Source organism: Streptomyces sp. NPDC030809 (assembly GCF_055572195.1).
Genome location: NZ_JBVIDV010000040.1, coordinates 1 through 15,431 on the forward strand (window position 1 = coordinate 1; position 15,431 = coordinate 15,431).

A 15,431-nucleotide genomic window follows, 5' to 3' on the forward strand; every position below is an offset into this window, starting at 1 on the left:
ACTCCCTCCCCCCCCCCCCCCTCACGCTAGAGGGCCCGGCTCGGATCCCTGCGGGGCTTTCCCCTACCCGCCCCTTCCCGAAGTGGGGCTCCGCCCCAGACCCCGCGCCTCAATCGCCGGCGGGGCTGAAAAGCCCGGGGCTCCGCCCCAGACCCCGCGCCTCAAACGCCGGCGGGGCTGAAAAGCCCGGGGGTCGGGCGGGGCCGGGTCAGGGGGCGAGGACGCCCTCCAGGAAGGGTTCCAGGGCGGCCTGCCAGGCGTCGGGCTGGTCGTAGTGGAGGTAGTGGCCCGCGTCCGGGACTTCCGCGTACGCCCCGTGCGGAAGGACGCGGACCATCTCCTGCGCCTCGGCCCGGCCGAGCTCCCCGTCCAGCCCCCGCACCACGAGCGTGGGGCAGCGCACCTGTGCGAGTTCCTCCCAGTGCGCGTCGTACACCCAGGTCTCGCGGGCCCGCAGCATCTGGCGCCGGGAGAAGACGGGGCGCCAGCCGTCCGGGCCGGGCTCCATCATCTCGGCGAAGTACTCCCCGCGCGCGGGGCTGGGGCGCTCCACCCAGGGGTCGTCCTCGGCGAACCACTGCCGGACGGCGGCGGGCGAGGCGAAGGGCAGCGGCCAGGAGCGGAACCAGTCCTCCCACTGGCGCTGGGAGGCCGCGCCGAGGGCGGAGGCGCGCATGTCGCAGATGACGAGGGCCTGGACGAGGTCGGGGCGGCGGGCGGCGAGCTGCCAGGCCGTCAGGGCGCCCATGGAGTGCCCGATCAAGGTGACGGGGGCCAGGCCGAGCTGTTCGATGGCGGCCTCGGCGTCCGCCACGAACGCCTCGCGCGTGTAGGGGCCTTCGGCGGGGTGCTCGCTGTCGCCGTGTCCGCGCTGGTCCAGCGCGAAGGTGCGGCGGCGGGCGGCCAGCCAGCGGGCGGTGCCGGCCCAGTGGGCGGCGCGGCCCATCAGCCCGTGCAGTAAGAGCACGGCGGGGGCGGATGCTCCGGGTCCTTCCTCGCCCGGGTCCCGGTCACCGGGCTCGGCGGTGAACTCCCAGGCGGCGAGCCGGACGCCGCCGGTTCCTGTCACATCGAAGCGCCGTACCAAGGTCGATGCACCCCCTTCGCTCCCGCCCAGAGTATCGAACCTGCATTCGAAAACCGGGCCTTGCCCGGCAACACCGCTCTTTCGAGTGACCTTGCTCAAGGATTGGCGGCCGCTGCCGAGGGGAGATCTTCATCGGGAGGCGGGCCGCTCGGGGAAGACGGTCCGAGGGGATTGACCCTGAGAGCTCGGGGCTCCGGGTCAGCCAAGGGGAGGACGGGTCCCGGCGCTGCAAGGCGCCGGGACCTTCCCTTTGAGGCCGTGGGCGCGGCGATCGCCGCGCGGCCCGGAAGAAACCTACGAAACCCATTCCGCCCAGACTGGCACGCAAGCCGGGCGCAGGGGCCCGGTTCGGCCAGATTCCCCGGGGTCCGGCGGGGCGGGCGCCGGACCGGGTCGGGACGGGCGGGTCAGCGGCGGGCGGCCACGAACACGTGCGAGGCGATGTCGGCCTCCAGCTCGGCGGCCTCGCCGCCGCTGCCGACGAGCACCCCGCCGGGGGACTCGGTCACGCTCACCACGGAGCCGGGCTGCACGCCCGCCCGCCGCAGCGTGTACATCAGCTGGGCGTCGGTCTGGATGGGCTCGCCGATGCGCCGCACGATCACGGTCTTGCCCTCGGTGCCCGGGTCCAGGTCGTTCAGGCTCACCATGCTGTCGTCGAGGAAGGGGTCGGCCTCGGCCTTCTCGCCCAGCTCCTCCAGGCCCGGGATCGGGTTCCCGTACGGGGACTCCGTCGGGTGGCGCAGCAGCTCCAGTACGCGCCGCTCCACCGCCTCGCTCATCACGTGCTCCCAGCGGCAGGCCTCGGCGTGGACCTGCTCCCACTCCAGGCCGATCACGTCGACGAGCAGGCACTCCGCCAGGCGGTGCTTGCGCATGACGCGCGTGGCCAGCCGGCGGCCCTCCTCGGTCAGCTCCAGGTGGCGGTCGCTGGCGACGGCCACCAGGCCGTCGCGCTCCATCCGAGCCACCGTCTGGCTGACCGTCGGACCGCTCTGGTCCAGCCGTTCGGCGATCCGGGCGCGCATGGGGACCACGCCTTCCTCTTCCAGCTCGAGGATGGTGCGGAGATACATCTCCGTGGTGTCGATCAGTCCGGACATACGTGCCCCTCGGTATCGTGCGCTGGCCCTGCCACCAATTCTGACGCATCGGGCCGACAACCGTCCCGTGCCGAGGGCCGCGGGATCCGGCCGGGGGCCCGGGCGCCGGGTTGACCCGCGTATTGACAGGCCGATGGTCCAGACCGCACGGTGAGCGGCGACACGCACGCACCCCACCCCGGAAGGGTCCTCGGCGCATGAGCGAGAGCAAGCTGGCCGGCCAGTTCTTCGACGCCGCGATCGGGCTCCTGCAGCGGGTCAGGGACGAGGAGGCCGACAGCATCGCGGCGGCCGGCGAGCTGATCGCCGCAGCCGTGGCCGCCGGCAACCGGCTCTTCGCCTTCGGCGCCGGGCACTCCTCGCTGCCCGCCCAGGACGTGGTCTACCGGGCCGGCGGCCTGGCCCTCATGAACTTCCTCGCCGTGCCCGGCACCGCCGGGGTCGACGTCATGCCCGCCACCCTCGGCAGCGCCCTGGAGCGGGTGGACGGCCTGGCCGGGGCGGTCCTCGACAGCAGCCCGGCGGCCGCCGGGGACGTGCTCGTGATCATCTCGCTGTCCGGCCGCAACTCGCTGCCCGTGGAGATGGCCCTGAACGCCCGGGCCCTGGGCCTGAAGGTCATCGGCGTGACCTCGGTGGCCTACACGACCGGCACCCGGTCCCGGCACTCCTCGGGCACCTTCCTCAAGGACCACTGCGACGTGGTGCTCGACAGCAAGATCGCGGTCGGGGACGCCGAGCTGACCCTCGACGGGATCGACGCGCCGTTCGCCCCCGCGTCCACCGTGGTCACCAGCGCGATCATGCAGTCCGTGATGGCGGCCGCCGCCGAGCAGCTGGTCGCCCGCGGGATCGAGCCGCCGATGCTGCGCTCGGGCAACGTGGACGGCGGCCACGAGTGGAACGGCCGGGTGCTCTCCGAGTACCGCGACCGGATCTTCTTCCGGCACTGACCCGGCCGCCGGCTCCGGGGCCCGCCCCGGCACGGACTCCGGCCGTACCCGCGGCACCGGTCAGGGCGTGAGCGTCCGGGCCAGGTCGAGGTCGGCCGCGACCCGGGCCGCGACCTCCTCCGCGTAGACGGCGTCCGGCCGCTCGAAGGCGGGCCGGGTGCCCGACCGCAGGAAGGTCAGCACCCCCAGGGTCCGGCCCCGGCTGCGCAGCACCGTGCACAGCCCGTGCGCCACCCCCTCCGGCCAGCCGTCCGGGAGCCGCGCCGGGCTGCCGACGCGGACCGAGCCCACCCGGTCGAGGGCCTGGAGCGCCGGATGGCCCGGCTCGTAGCGCAGCGGCAGCGGGCCGGGGTGGGCCGGCGGCGGGGGCGAGACGGAGGAGCGTACGAGCCGGTCCCCGTCCAGCAGGTCCACCAGCGCGTGGTCCGCGAACCCGGCCAGCGCGAAGTCCAGCCGCACCCCGACCGCCTCGGCCGGGGACTCGCACTCGGCGGCCGCCCGGGCCGCCCGGTGCATCTGGTTCGTACGGAACCGCAGCTGCGCGGTGTCCAGCTCCGCCTGCCGGGCCTCGGTGATGTCCTGGAACAGCAGCCCCACCCCGAGCGGCACCGGCTCCTCCCCGAGCGGGGAGGCGAGCCGCAGGAACCCGCACCGCCAGCAGCGGCGCCGCAGCCCGTCCCCGGTGCGCACCGACACCCACAGCTCCACCGGCGCGGGGGGCGCGCCCTCGGCGAGCACGTGGTGGAGGGCGCCCTCCAGCTCCTCCACGCCCTGCGCGAGGAGGTCCCCGAGGGGCCGGCCGAGGAGGGCGGCGCGGTGGGCGCCGAAGGCCCGGGCCGCGTGGGTGTTGACCACCGCGGGGCGCAGGTCCACGTCCACGAGGACCACCCCCCAGGAGGCGTCGTCGAGGAGGGCCTCGCTGAGCGCGATGGACCGCTCCAGGTCGATCTGGGTGTGGACCTCGCTGAAGGCGCAGTACACCCCGGCGGGCCGGCCGCCGGCCCCGGAGACCCGCGCCGACTGGGTCCGTACGAGCACCCGGCCGCCGTCCTTGGTCAGCAGGGCGAACTCGTGCACCTGCCGGCCCGGGGCGTCCTGCGCGGCCATCAGGCGTTTGGCCACGTCCTCGGCGTCGGCGGGCATCGCGGCCCAGCCGGCGAACCCGCGCCGTCCGACCGCCTCGGCCGCCGACCAGCCCAGGATCCGCTCGGCCTCGCGGTTCCAGTGGGTGATCACGCCCTCGGCGTCGAACGCGCACAGGGCCGCGTCCATGCCGTCGAGCAGCGCGGCAAGCAGATCGTCGGTGGTCTCACTACGTCCGGAAGCACTCACCTGGAACCCCCCGCAGGTGTTCGCGTGTGCGGCACGTCAGATCATTCAACTGCAACGTGACGCAGCCCACACTGCGTTCCCCCGAAGAGGTGGGGAAAAAAATGGGTTGAGGGCCTCCCGGGGGGCGGCGTACGTTGGCCGCACACTGAAAGGAGGTGATCCGGAGCATGTACAACTCTCGGACGCGTGAGGTGGCTGCGGGCTAACGCTCGTCGTCAGCGCGCACCCAGTGCGTAGCCGGCGCGAGCGCCGGCCAATCCCAAGCAGTCACCCGACCCGCGGGCTCGCCGGTACGTCCGGCCGGCTCCTCTCACTGCAGGAGAGGATCCCGAGCCCGCGGGTCGTCTGCGTTTTCCGGGTTCCCGGGTTCCCGGTTTCCCGGGTCTGCGGGTTCCCGGGTTTCCGGTGCGGCGCCCGTCAGGGACAGAGCCGCTCCACCCGCCACTTCCCGCCCGCCGGTTCCTCGCGGACGTAGCGCAGCCGGTCGTGCAGCCGGTTCTCGTGGCCCTGCCAGAACTCCACCGCCTCGGGCGTGACCCGGTAGCCGCCCCATTCGGTGGGCACGGGGACCTGCTCCCCCTCCGGGTAGCGGGCGGCGAGCTCGGCGTAGCGCCGGTCGAGGTCTTCGCGCGAGCCGATCACCGTGGACTGCTCGCTGGCCCAGGCACCCAGCTGGGAGCCGTGCGGGCGGGAGCGGAAGTAGGCGACGGTCTCGTCCCGGCCGACCCGGGCGGCGGTGCCCGTGACCATCACCTGGCGGGCGATCGGATGCCAGGGGAAGAGGAGGGAGACGTGCGGGTTCCCGGCGATCTCGGTGCCCTTGCGGGAGCGGTAGTTCGTGAAGAACACGAACCCGCGGGCGTCGAACTGCTTGAGGAGCACCGTACGGGAGCTGGGGCGGCCGTCCGCGGTGGCCGTGGAGACGACCATCGCGTTGGGCTCGAAGACGTTGGCGTCGGCGGCCCGCTGGAACCAGACGGCGAACTGGTCCATCGGGTCCGCGGCGAGATCGGCCTCGTACACGATCTCGGAGCGGTACTGCCGGCGCATGGTGGCGGGGTCAAGGTCCTGGTTCGGCACCCTGCCATCCTGCCGCAGCCGGGCCGCCGCACCCCCGCCGGGCCGGGCCGCGGCGGGGCCGCCGGTGGCCGGGATGTGCCGGACGTCACGCTTCCGCGCCGGGGTGGGAGCCGACAAAATCTTGACGCCGGGCAGCGGAGCCCGCTGTATTTCGTGTCCGCGCGGGGCATGACGGGATTGACCCCGCCCGGCCGGGCCGAACCGCGAAGCGCGTGCAACCGTACAAAGATGTACGCAGCCGCCCATCCTGACGCATGGTCATAGCCGTACCTCGCACTACACAGAGGAGCCGCCTGATGTCCGACTTCGTACCCGGGCTCGAAGGAGTCGTCGCGTTCGAGACGGAGATCGCCGAGCCCGACAAGGAAGGCGGCTCGCTGCGGTACCGGGGCGTAGACATCGAAGACCTGGTCGGCCACGTCTCCTTCGGGAACGTGTGGGGCCTGCTGGTCGACGGTGCGTTCAACCCCGGCCTGCCCGCGGCCGAGCCCTTCCCGATCCCCGTGCACTCCGGGGACATCCGGGTGGACGTGCAGTCCGCCCTCGCCATGCTCGCCCCCGTCTGGGGGCTGAAACCGCTCCTCGACATCGACGAGCGGACCGCCCGCGACGACCTCGCGCGCGCCGCCGTCATGGCCCTGTCGTACGTCGCCCAGTCGGCGCGCGGCCAGGGGCTGCCGATGGTCCCGCAGAAGGAGATCGACAAGGCCGAGTCGGTCGTCGAGCGGTTCATGATCCGCTGGCGGGGGGAGCCGGACCCGCGGCACGTCAAGGCCGTGGACGCGTACTGGACCTCCGCCGCCGAGCACGGCATGAACGCCTCGACGTTCACCGCCCGGGTGATCGCCTCGACGGGTGCGGACGTGGCCGCGGCCCTGTCCGGGGCGGTCGGCGCCATGTCCGGCCCGCTGCACGGCGGTGCGCCCTCGCGCGTCCTCGGCATGATCGAGGAGATCGAGCGCACCGGGGACGCCGTGGCGTACGTGAAGAAGGCCCTGGACAAGGGCGAGCGGCTGATGGGCTTCGGCCACCGCGTGTACCGCGCCGAGGACCCGCGGGCCCGCGTGCTGCGCCGCACCGCCAAGGAGCTGGACGCGCCGCGCTACGAGGTGGCGGCCGCGCTGGAGAAGGCCGCCCTGGAGGAGCTGCACGCCCGCCGCCCCGACCGGGTGCTCGCCACGAACGTGGAGTTCTGGGCCGCGATCATGCTGGACTTCGCCGAGGTCCCGGCGCACATGTTCACCTCGATGTTCACCTGCGCCCGCACGGCCGGGTGGTCCGCGCACATCCTGGAGCAGAAGCGCACGGGCCGGCTGGTGCGCCCCTCGGCTCGGTACGTGGGCCCCGGCCCGCGCGACCCGCGGTCCATCGAGGGCTACGAGGACATCACCTCGACCGCCTGATCTGCAACACCCTTGCGCCGCGCGCCGCATCCCGCTCCGGGGTGCGGCGCGCGGTGCGTGGTACGCGCGGGGCGTGGCCGTGCGGCCGTACGGGCGTACGGGCGTACGGGCTCAGTGCACCGGGCCGGGGCCGAGGGCGGTGTCGAGGATCAGCGACCACTGGGCCAGGACGCGGGCCCGGCGGGCGGCGTCGTCGGTGAGGACGTTGGCCAGGCCCAGGCCGCGGGCCATGTCCAGCAGCCCCTGCACGGTCTCGCGGACCCCCGGCACGGACTCGTCCGCGCCGAGGAGCTCCACGGCGATCCGGTGGGTCTCGCGGCCCACGCGGGCTTCGAGTTCGGTGACGCGGGGGCGCAGCTGCTCCTCGTTGGAGGCGGCCACCCACAGCTGGAGGGCGGCCCGGAACAGGGTGCCGGTGTAGAGGTCCACGAGGGCGCCGACCGCGGCGGCCCGGGAGGCCGGCCCGTCGGCGAAGAGCCCGCGCAGCGCGGCGGAGCGCTCCTCCGCGACGTACTCCACGGCGGCCGTGAACAGGTCCTCGCGGGTGGGGAAGTGGTGCTGGGCGGCGCCGCGCGAGACCCCGGCGCGCTCGGCGACGACGGCCACGGTGGAGCCGGCCCAGCCGTGCTCGGCGAGGCAGGCCACCGCCGCTTCGAGGAGGCTCTGGCGGGTGGCGCGGCTGCGGTCCTGCTTGGGTCCGCGCAGCGGGGTCACAGCGCCCATGCGGGGTCCCGGCGTTCGAAGCGGGCGGTGATGCCCTCGCGGGCCTCTGCGGAGCCGAAGATCCGGGCGGACAGGGCGGTGAGGGCCTCGCCGTCCCGGTCGAGCGCCTCCCGTACGGGGGCGGTGACCAGGCGTTTGGTCTCGGCCAGGGCCTCGGGTCCGGCCTTGCGCAGGCCGTCGAGGACCGGTTCCAGGGCCTCGTCGAGCTCCTTGGCGGAGCCCGGGCCGGAGTGCAGGGTGAGGAGTCCGATGCGGGCGGCCTCGGCCGGGCCGAAGGGCTCGGCGGTCAGGAAGTAGCGGGCGGCGGCGCGCGGGTCGAGCCGGGGCAGGAGGGGGCCGGAGATGACGGCCGGGGCCAGTCCGAGGTGGGTCTCGGTGAACGCGTACGTGGACTGCGGCCCGCCCGCGGCGATGTCGCAGGCGCCGAGCAGCCCGAGGCCGCCGGCCCGGACGTGTCCGGTCACCCGGGCGACCACGGGGGCGGGCAGCTCCAGCAGCTCGCGGAGCAGGGCCAGGAAGTCGGCGGGTTCGCAGGGGGACTTGAGGTCGGCGCCGGCGCAGAAGGTGCCGCCGGAGTGGGTGAGGACGACCGCCCGGACCGCCGGGTCCGCGCCCGCGGCGGCCAGCGCGGCGCGCAGCTCGCCGACGAGGGCGGCGGAGAGCGCGTTGCGGTTGGCCTGCGAGTCGAGCGTGAGGGTGGTGATGCCGCGCGCGTGCGCGGACCCGACGAGGGCGTTCACTGGTTCTCCTCCGGCTTCTGCTTCTAGTAGGACTTGGGCAGGCCCAGGGTCTGGTGCGAGACGTAGTTGAGGATCATCTCGCGGCTGACGGGGGCGATCCGGGCCACCCGGGATGCCGTGATGAGGGACGCCAGCCCGTACTCGCGGGTGAGGCCGTTGCCCCCGAGGGTGTGGACGGACTGGTCCACGGCCCGGACGCAGGCCTCGCCGGCAGCGTACTTGGCCATGTTGGCGGCCTCTCCGGCGCCCATGTCGTCACCGGCGTCGTAGAGGTGGGCGGCCTTCTGCATCATCAGCCGGGCGAGTTCCAGCTCGATGTGGGCCTGGGCCAGGGGGTGGGCGACCGCCTGGTGGCCGCCGATGGGCTGCTTCCAGACCTGCCGGGTCCGGGCGTAGTCCACGGCCCGGGTGAGGGCGTACCGGCCCATGCCGATGGCGAAGGCGGCCGTCATGATGCGCTCGGGGTTGAGCCCGGCGAAGAGCTGGAGCAGTCCGGCGTCCTCGTCGCCCACGAGGGCCTCGGCGGGCAGCCGTACCTCGTCGAGGACCAGTTCGAACTGCTTCTCGGCGGCCTGGAGTTCCATGTCGATGGCGGAGCGGCCGAAGCCGGGGGCGTCGCGGGGGACGATGAACAGGCAGGGCTTGAGGCTGCCGGTGCGGGCGTCCTCGGTGCGGCCCACGATGAGGGTGGCGTCGGCGATGTCCACGCCGGAGATGAACACCTTGCGGCCGCTGAGCACCCAGCCGTCGCCGTCCCGGCGGGCGGTGGTGGTGATCCGGTGGGAGTTCGAGCCGGCGTCGGGCTCGGTGATCCCGAAGGCCATGGTGCGGGAGCCGTCGGCGAGGCCGGGCAGCCAGGTCTGCTTCTGCTGCTCGGTGCCGAAGCGGGCGATGACCGTGCCGCAGATGGCGGGCGAGACCACCATCATCAGCAGGGGGCAGCCCGCGGCCCCCAGCTCCTCCAGGACGAGGGAGAGTTCGGCGATGCCGCCGCCCCCGCCGCCGTACTCCTCGGGGAGGTTCACGCCGAGGTAGCCGAGTTTGGCGGCCTCCTCCCACAGTTCCACGGGGTGCCGGCCCTCGCGGGCGGTCTTGGCGAGGTACTCGCGGCCGTAGCGCTGCCCGAGGGCGGCGACGGCGGCGCGCAGGGCCCGGTGCTCTTCGGACTCGATGACGGTGCCGGTGGCGGAGCTCATGGCTGTGCTTCCTCCTGGACTACGGCGAGCAGGGCGCCGAACTCGACCTGGTGGCCGACGGCGGCGTGGAGCGCGGTGAGCGTGCCGGGGGCGGGCGAGAGGATGCGGTGCTCCATCTTCATCGCCTCCAGCCAGATCAGGGGCTGTCCGGCGGTGACGGCGGCGCCGGGGGCGAGCCCTTCGGCGATGCGGACGACGGTGCCGGGCATGGGGGCGAGCAGGGAGCCGGGTTCGGTGCGGTCCTGGGGGTCGGCGAACCGGGGCAGCTCGGTGAAGGTGTGGGAGCCGAGCGGGGAGTCCACGTAGACCCTCCCGGCGGGGCTGTTCGATTTGTGTTTCACGTGGAACATCCGCTGGTGTTTCACGTGAAACGTCCGTCGGATGCCGTGGTGTTCGAATACGACCTCGGTGGGCGAGACGGCGAGCACGCGCAGGCCGGGGTGGCCGTCCGGCTCGGGTCCGGTGCGGGTCTGGTGGTAGCGGACCTCGTGCTCGGTGCCGTCGGGCTCGGCGCGGTAGCGGCGCAGCTGCGGGCGGGAGGGCACGTTGCGCCAGGCGCCGATGCGGGTGGCGAGCGGGGCGCCGGGGGCGGGGGCGGCGGCCGCGAGGGCGGCGGCCAGGGCGGCGAGGGGGGCTGCGGACTCCTCCCCGCCGCCGGCCGTCAGGTCCGGCAGGTGCCGGTCGTAGAACCCGGTGTCGAGGCGGGCGGCGGTGAACTCCGGGTGGCGCAGGGAGCGTACGAGCAGCTCGCGGTTGGTGGCCAGGCCGTGGATCCGGGCCCGGGAGAGGGCGTGGGCGAGGGTGCGGACGGCTTCGGCCCGGGTGGGCGCGTGGGCGATGACCTTGGCGAGCATCGGGTCGTAGTGGACGCCCACGGTGTCCCCGGCCTCGAAGCCGCTGTCCACGCGGACCCCGCCCGGCAGGTCGAGGGTGTCGAGGGTGCCGGTCTGCGGGCGCCAGTCCCGGGCCGGGTCCTCGGCGTACAGGCGGGCCTCCACGGCGTGGCCGTACGGCTCGGGCGGGGTCAGGGGCAGCGCGGCCCCCTCGGCGATGCGCAGCTGGAGGGCGACGAGGTCGAGGCCGAACACGGCTTCGGTGACGGGGTGTTCCACCTGGAGGCGGGTGTTCATCTCCAGGAAGCACGGCCGGCCGTCGGCGGTGACCAGGAACTCCACCGTGCCCGCACCCTGGTACGACACCGCACGGGCGGCGGCGACGGCCGCCTCGTGCAGGGCGGTGCGCAGCCCGGGGGGCAGCCCGGGGGCGGGGGCCTCCTCGATGACCTTCTGGTGGCGCCGCTGGAGGGAGCAGTCGCGGGTGCCGAGGGCCCACACCGTGCCGTGGGAGTCGGCGAGGACCTGCACCTCGACGTGCCGGCCGTGCTCGACGTACGGCTCGGCGAACACCTCGCCGTCCCCGAAGGCCGAACGGGCCTCGGCGGCGGCCGCGTCCAGCTCCGGCTTGAGCTCGTCGAGGTCGCGGACCACCCGCATGCCGCGCCCGCCGCCGCCGGCGGCCGCCTTGAGCAGCAGGGGGAGGTCGGCGGCGGTGGCCCGGCCCGGGTCCACCGGCTCCAGCAGCGGCACCCCGGCCGCCCGCATCAGCTCTTTGGCGCGGGTCTTGGACGCCATGGCCTCGATGGCGGCGGGCGGCGGGCCGATCCACACCAGCCCGGCCTCCTGGACGGCCCGGGCGAAGGCGGCGTTCTCGGAGAGGAACCCGTAGCCCGGGTGGACCGCGTCGGCCCCGGCCGCGAGAGCCGCCTGCACGATCAGGTCCGCGCGCAGGTAGGTGTCCGCGGGGGCCGCGCCCGGCAGGCGTACGGCGGCGTCGGCGGCGCGGACGTGCGCGGCGGAGGCGTCGGGGTCGGCGTACACGGCGACCGTGTCCAGGCCGAGGGCGCGGGCGGTGCGGAAGATGCGTACGGCGATCTCCCCGCGGTTGGCGACGAGGAGGGAGGTGAGGGGGGCGGGGGGCGCGGGCGCGGGAACGGGCGCGGGCCGGGGCTCGGGCTCGGGCGCCGCGGAGGGCTGGGAGTGGGGCGGGGTCTGGGACGGGGACTGGGTCATCGGGGGCTCACATCCGGAAGACGCCGAAGCCGCCGCGGGCGCCCTCGACGGGGGCGTTGTGGACGGCGGAGAGGCACAGGCCGAGGACGGTGCGGGTGTCGCGGGGGTCGATGATCCCGTCGTCGTACAGCCGTCCCGACAGGAACATGGGCAGGGACTCCGACTCGATCTGGGCCTCCACGAAGGCGCGCATCCCGGCGTCGGCCTCCTCGTCGTACGGGCGTCCCTTCGCCTCGGCCGACTGCCGGGCCACGATGGAGAGCACCCCGGCCAGCTGCTGCGGGCCCATGACGGCGGACTTGGCGCTGGGCCAGGCGAACAGGAAGCGCGGCTCGTAGGCGCGGCCGCACATGCCGTAGTGGCCGGCCCCGTAGGAGGCGCCGATGAGGACGGACAGGTGCGGGACCCGGGAGTTGGAGACCGCGTTGATCATCATCGAGCCGTGCTTGACGATGCCGCCCTGCTCGTACTCCTTGCCGACCATGTAGCCGGTGGTGTTGTGGAGGAAGAGCAGGGGGATGTCGCGCTGGTTGGCGAGCTGGATGAACTGGGCGGCCTTCTGGGACTCCTCGCTGAACAGGACGCCCTGGGCGTTGGCCAGGATCCCGAGCGGGTAGCCGTGCAGGGCGGCCCAGCCGGTCACGAGGCTGCTCCCGTACAGCGGTTTGAACTCGTCGAACTCCGAGCCGTCCACGATCCGGGCGATGACCTCGCGCGGGTCGAACGGGGTCTTGAGGTCGGCGGGGACGATGCCGAGCAGGTCCTCGGCATCGTGGACGGGTTCGGCGGCCGCCGGCGGCTCGGGGTGGGCCCGGCGGTGGTTGAGGCGGGCCACGATCCGGCGGGCCTGCCGGATGGCGTCCTCCTCGTCGGCGGCGAGGTGGTCGGCCAGGCCGGAGACCCGGGCGTGCATGTCGGCGCCGCCGAGGGATTCGTCGTCGCTCTCCTCGCCGGTGGCCATCTTGACCAGGGGCGGGCCGCCGAGGAACACCTTGGAGCGGCCCTTGACCATGATCGTGTGGTCGGACATCCCGGGGACGTACGCGCCTCCGGCGGTGGAGTTGCCGAAGACCACGGCGATGGTCGGGATGCCCTCCGCGGAGAGCCGGGTGAGGTCGCGGAAGACGGCCCCGCCCGGGATGAAGATCTCCTTCTGGGAGGGCAGGTCGGCGCCGCCGGACTCGACGAGGCTGATGCACGGGAGCCGGTTGGCGCGGGCGATCTCGTTGGCCCGCAGGGCCTTCTTGAGGGTCCACGGGTTGGAGGCGCCGCCGCGCACGGTCGGGTCGTTGGCGGTGATCAGGCAGGCCGTGCCCGCGACCGTGCCGATGCCGGTGACCATCGAGGCGCCGACGGGGTGGTCGCTGCCCCAGGCGGCGAGCGGGGAGAGTTCGAGGAAGGGCGTGTCGGGGTCGAGCAGCAGCTCGATCCGCTCGCGCGCGAGCAGCTTGCCGCGTGCGCGGTGGCGCTCGGTGTACTTCTCGCCGCCCCCGGCGAGCGCCTTGGCATGCTCCCCATCAAGCTCGGCGAGCCGCTCCAGAGCGACGGCCCGGTGGGCCGCGAACTCGGCGGACGCAGTATCGACACGAGTACCGAGCCGGCTCACGGGCTCACCTCCGGGGGCGTCATCGGAAACGGGGTCGGGAATCCGGGCCCGGGGCCCGGGCCGGGCGCGGGGTCGGACGCGGATGCGGGGGCGGGGTCGGGCGCGGGGTCGGACGCGGGGGCGGTATCAGGCGCGGATGCGGAGGCGGGCCCCGGTGCCGGGAGGAGGGTGGTGGGGAGGTCGGCGTGGCGGGAGCGGAGCCATTCGCCGAGGGCCTTGGCCTGGGGGTCGAAGCGGTGGCGGGAGGCCACGCCCTCGCCCAGGAGCCCGCGGATCTCGAAGTTGAGGGCGCGCAGGGCGGGCAGGCGGTGCCGCACGATGCCGAGGCCGCGGACCTCGGGGAGCAGCTCCGCCAGGGCCTCGGCGGTCAGGTTCGCGTCCAGCCACTGCCAGGCGGCCGGGCTCTCCGCCCAGACCCCGAGGTTGGCGTCGCCGCCCTTGTCCCCGCTGCGGGCCCCGAACACCCGGCCCAGCGGCACCCGGCGGGTCGGGACCGCGTGCCCCGCGGACGGCGCGGGCCCGGCGGACGGCTCGGACCCCGCGGACGGCGCAGACCCGGCGGACGGCGAAGGCCCGGCGGACGGCGAAGGCCCGGCGGACGGCGAAGGCCCGGCGGACGGCGAAGGCCCGGCGGACGGCGTAGGCCCGGCGGGTACCGCCGGCTCGGTGGACGCCGCCGGCTCGGTGGACGCCCCCCGCTCGGTGGACGCCGCCGGCTCGGTGGGCGCCGCCGCCACCGTGGGCGGTGCGGACTCCGGGGACCCGGGCGGTGCGGAGTGCAGGGGCCCCGTGCGGTCCGCGGCCGTGGCAGGCGTCGGAGCCGTTGCCTCGGGACGGGTCGTCGCGTGGGGCGGCGGGAGGGGCGGGAGCCCGTGTACGGGGAGTCGGGGCGGGGCCGGGATCGGCAGGCGGATGCCCGAGGGGAGGACCGCCGTGTGCGGGACCGACTCGGCCGGGACGTGCTCCGCCGTGAACACCCCGTACGGCTCGGCCGGCCCGGGTGGGGCCGTGAGGTGGAAGCCCGGGTAGCCGGACAGGGCGAGTTCGACGGCGGCCGCGGTGAAGGCCCGGCCCACCCGCTCCGGCGAGGGGTCGCGCACCACCAGGCGCAGCAGGGCGCTCGCCGCCTCCTCGGTGTCCGCGTCCGGGTGGTCGGTGCGGGCCAGGGTCCAGGCGGACCCGGCCACCCCGGCCAGCGCCCCGGACATCTGCTCGCGCACCAGCGCGGCCTTCTCCGCCACGTCCAGCCCGGTGAGCACGAAGACGGTCTCGTTGCGCCAGCCGCCGATCCGGGTCACCCCTGCCTTCAGGGTGGCGGGCGGGGCCTCGCCGCGGGTCCCGTGGATCCGCACCCGGTCCGGGCCCTCCTGCGCCAGCCGTACGGTGTCCAGCCGGGCCGTGACGTCCGGTCCCGCGTACCGCGCGCCCTGGGTCTCGTACAGCAGCTGGGCCGTGACGGTGCCGGTGGTGACCGCGCCGCCGGTGCCGGGGTGCTTGGTGACGACCGCGGAGCCGTCGGCCGCGATCTCGGCGAGCGGGAAGCCCGGCCGGCGCACGTCGTGGCGGCCGAAGAAGGCGTAGTTGCCGCCGGTGGCCTGGGTGCCGCACTCCAGCACGTGCCCGGCCACCACCGCCCCGGCCAGGGCGTCGTAGTCCGCCGGGGACCAGTCGAACCACCACGCCGCCGCGCCGCTGACCAGGGCGGCGTCCGTGACCCGGCCGGTGACCACCACGTCGGCACCCGCCCGCAGGCAGGCGGTGATCCCCCCGCCGCCGAGGTACGCATTGGCGGTCAGGGCCCCGTCCCGCGGCAGCAGGTCGTCCCCCTCCACGTGCGCCACCGCCACCGGTACGCCCGTCTTCGCGGCGAGCTCCCGTACCGCATCGGCCAGTCCGGCCGGGTTGAGGCCCCCGGCGTTGGCGACGATCCGCACCCCGCGCTCCCGGGCCAGCCCGAGCCCGTCCTCCAGCTGCCGCAGGAAGGTCTTGGCGTAGCCGAGCTGCGGGTCCTTCAGCCGGTCGCGGCCGAGGATCAGCATGGTCAGCTCGGCCAGGTAGTCGCCGGTCAGCACGTCCAGCGGGCCGCCGGTCAGCATCTCCCGGACGGCCGCGAACCTGTCCCCGTAGAAACCGGAGGCG

Annotated in this window: 12 protein-coding genes; 2 read left to right on the forward strand and 10 right to left on the reverse strand. The window is 74.7% G+C overall.

Annotation, left to right across the window (positions count from 1 at the left end; all coding sequences use genetic code 11):
- Positions 1 to 208: 208 nt before the first annotated feature.
- Entirely contained in the window at positions 209 to 1,087 is an 879-nt protein-coding gene (locus ACZ407_RS33795; protein WP_468135150.1) for an alpha/beta fold hydrolase, read from the reverse strand.
- A gap of 407 nt (positions 1,088 to 1,494) precedes the next feature.
- Entirely contained in the window at positions 1,495 to 2,190 is a 696-nt protein-coding gene (locus ACZ407_RS33800) for a metal-dependent transcriptional regulator (RefSeq protein ID WP_468135152.1), read from the reverse strand.
- Positions 2,191 to 2,387: 197 nt separating this feature from the next.
- Between ACZ407_RS33800 and ACZ407_RS33805 the strand changes: the two genes are divergently transcribed.
- Complete coding sequence (locus ACZ407_RS33805; RefSeq protein ID WP_468135154.1) at positions 2,388 to 3,143, forward strand: SIS domain-containing protein; 756 nt, start codon at positions 2,388 to 2,390, stop codon at positions 3,141 to 3,143.
- Between the two features lie 60 nt (positions 3,144 to 3,203).
- On the opposite strand, the gene ACZ407_RS33810 is transcribed toward ACZ407_RS33805, so the two are convergent.
- Both ACZ407_RS33810 and pdxH read right to left on the reverse strand, forming a co-directional pair.
- The gene (locus ACZ407_RS33810) at positions 3,204 to 4,475 is read right to left on the reverse strand and encodes a PAS domain-containing protein (RefSeq protein ID WP_468135156.1); all 1,272 of its coding nucleotides are present in this window, start codon (positions 4,473 to 4,475) and stop codon (positions 3,204 to 3,206) included.
- A 417-nt stretch (positions 4,476 to 4,892) separates the two neighbouring features.
- On the reverse strand, positions 4,893 to 5,525 hold the full coding sequence (gene pdxH, locus ACZ407_RS33815; RefSeq protein ID WP_468135213.1) for a pyridoxamine 5'-phosphate oxidase: 633 nt from the start codon (positions 5,523 to 5,525) through the stop codon (positions 4,893 to 4,895).
- A 326-nt stretch (positions 5,526 to 5,851) separates the two neighbouring features.
- Between pdxH and ACZ407_RS33820 the strand changes: the two genes are divergently transcribed.
- The gene (locus tag ACZ407_RS33820; protein ID WP_468135158.1) at positions 5,852 to 6,958 is read left to right on the forward strand and encodes a citrate synthase 2; all 1,107 of its coding nucleotides are present in this window, start codon (positions 5,852 to 5,854) and stop codon (positions 6,956 to 6,958) included.
- 111 nt (positions 6,959 to 7,069) lie between these two features.
- On the opposite strand, the gene ACZ407_RS33825 is transcribed toward ACZ407_RS33820, so the two are convergent.
- From ACZ407_RS33825 to ACZ407_RS33850, 6 genes are read right to left on the reverse strand one after another with little or no spacing between them, the layout of a single operon-like run.
- Positions 7,070 to 7,681, reverse strand: coding sequence for a TetR/AcrR family transcriptional regulator (locus tag ACZ407_RS33825; RefSeq protein ID WP_468135160.1), 612 nt, complete (start codon positions 7,679 to 7,681; stop codon positions 7,070 to 7,072).
- Complete coding sequence (locus tag ACZ407_RS33830; protein ID WP_468135161.1) at positions 7,669 to 8,421, reverse strand: enoyl-CoA hydratase family protein; 753 nt, start codon at positions 8,419 to 8,421, stop codon at positions 7,669 to 7,671. The genes ACZ407_RS33825 and ACZ407_RS33830 overlap by 13 nt, the downstream gene beginning before the upstream one ends.
- 23 nt (positions 8,422 to 8,444) lie before the next feature.
- Positions 8,445 to 9,617 carry an acyl-CoA dehydrogenase family protein gene (locus tag ACZ407_RS33835; protein WP_468135163.1) on the reverse strand — a complete coding sequence of 391 codons (1,173 nt, stop codon included), beginning with the start codon at positions 9,615 to 9,617 and terminating at the stop codon, positions 8,445 to 8,447.
- Entirely contained in the window at positions 9,614 to 11,686 is a 2,073-nt protein-coding gene (locus ACZ407_RS33840) for an acetyl/propionyl/methylcrotonyl-CoA carboxylase subunit alpha (protein ID WP_468135165.1), read from the reverse strand. Before ACZ407_RS33840 ends, ACZ407_RS33835 begins: the two co-directional genes overlap by 4 nt.
- A gap of 7 nt (positions 11,687 to 11,693) precedes the next feature.
- Positions 11,694 to 13,292: an acyl-CoA carboxylase subunit beta gene (locus ACZ407_RS33845; RefSeq protein ID WP_468135167.1), complete on the reverse strand. Its 1,599-nt coding sequence runs from the start codon at positions 13,290 to 13,292 to the stop codon at positions 11,694 to 11,696.
- Positions 13,289 to 15,388: an acyclic terpene utilization AtuA family protein gene (locus ACZ407_RS33850; protein WP_468135169.1), complete on the reverse strand. Its 2,100-nt coding sequence runs from the start codon at positions 15,386 to 15,388 to the stop codon at positions 13,289 to 13,291. Before ACZ407_RS33850 ends, ACZ407_RS33845 begins: the two co-directional genes overlap by 4 nt.
- Between the last annotated feature and the right edge of the window lie 43 nt (positions 15,389 to 15,431).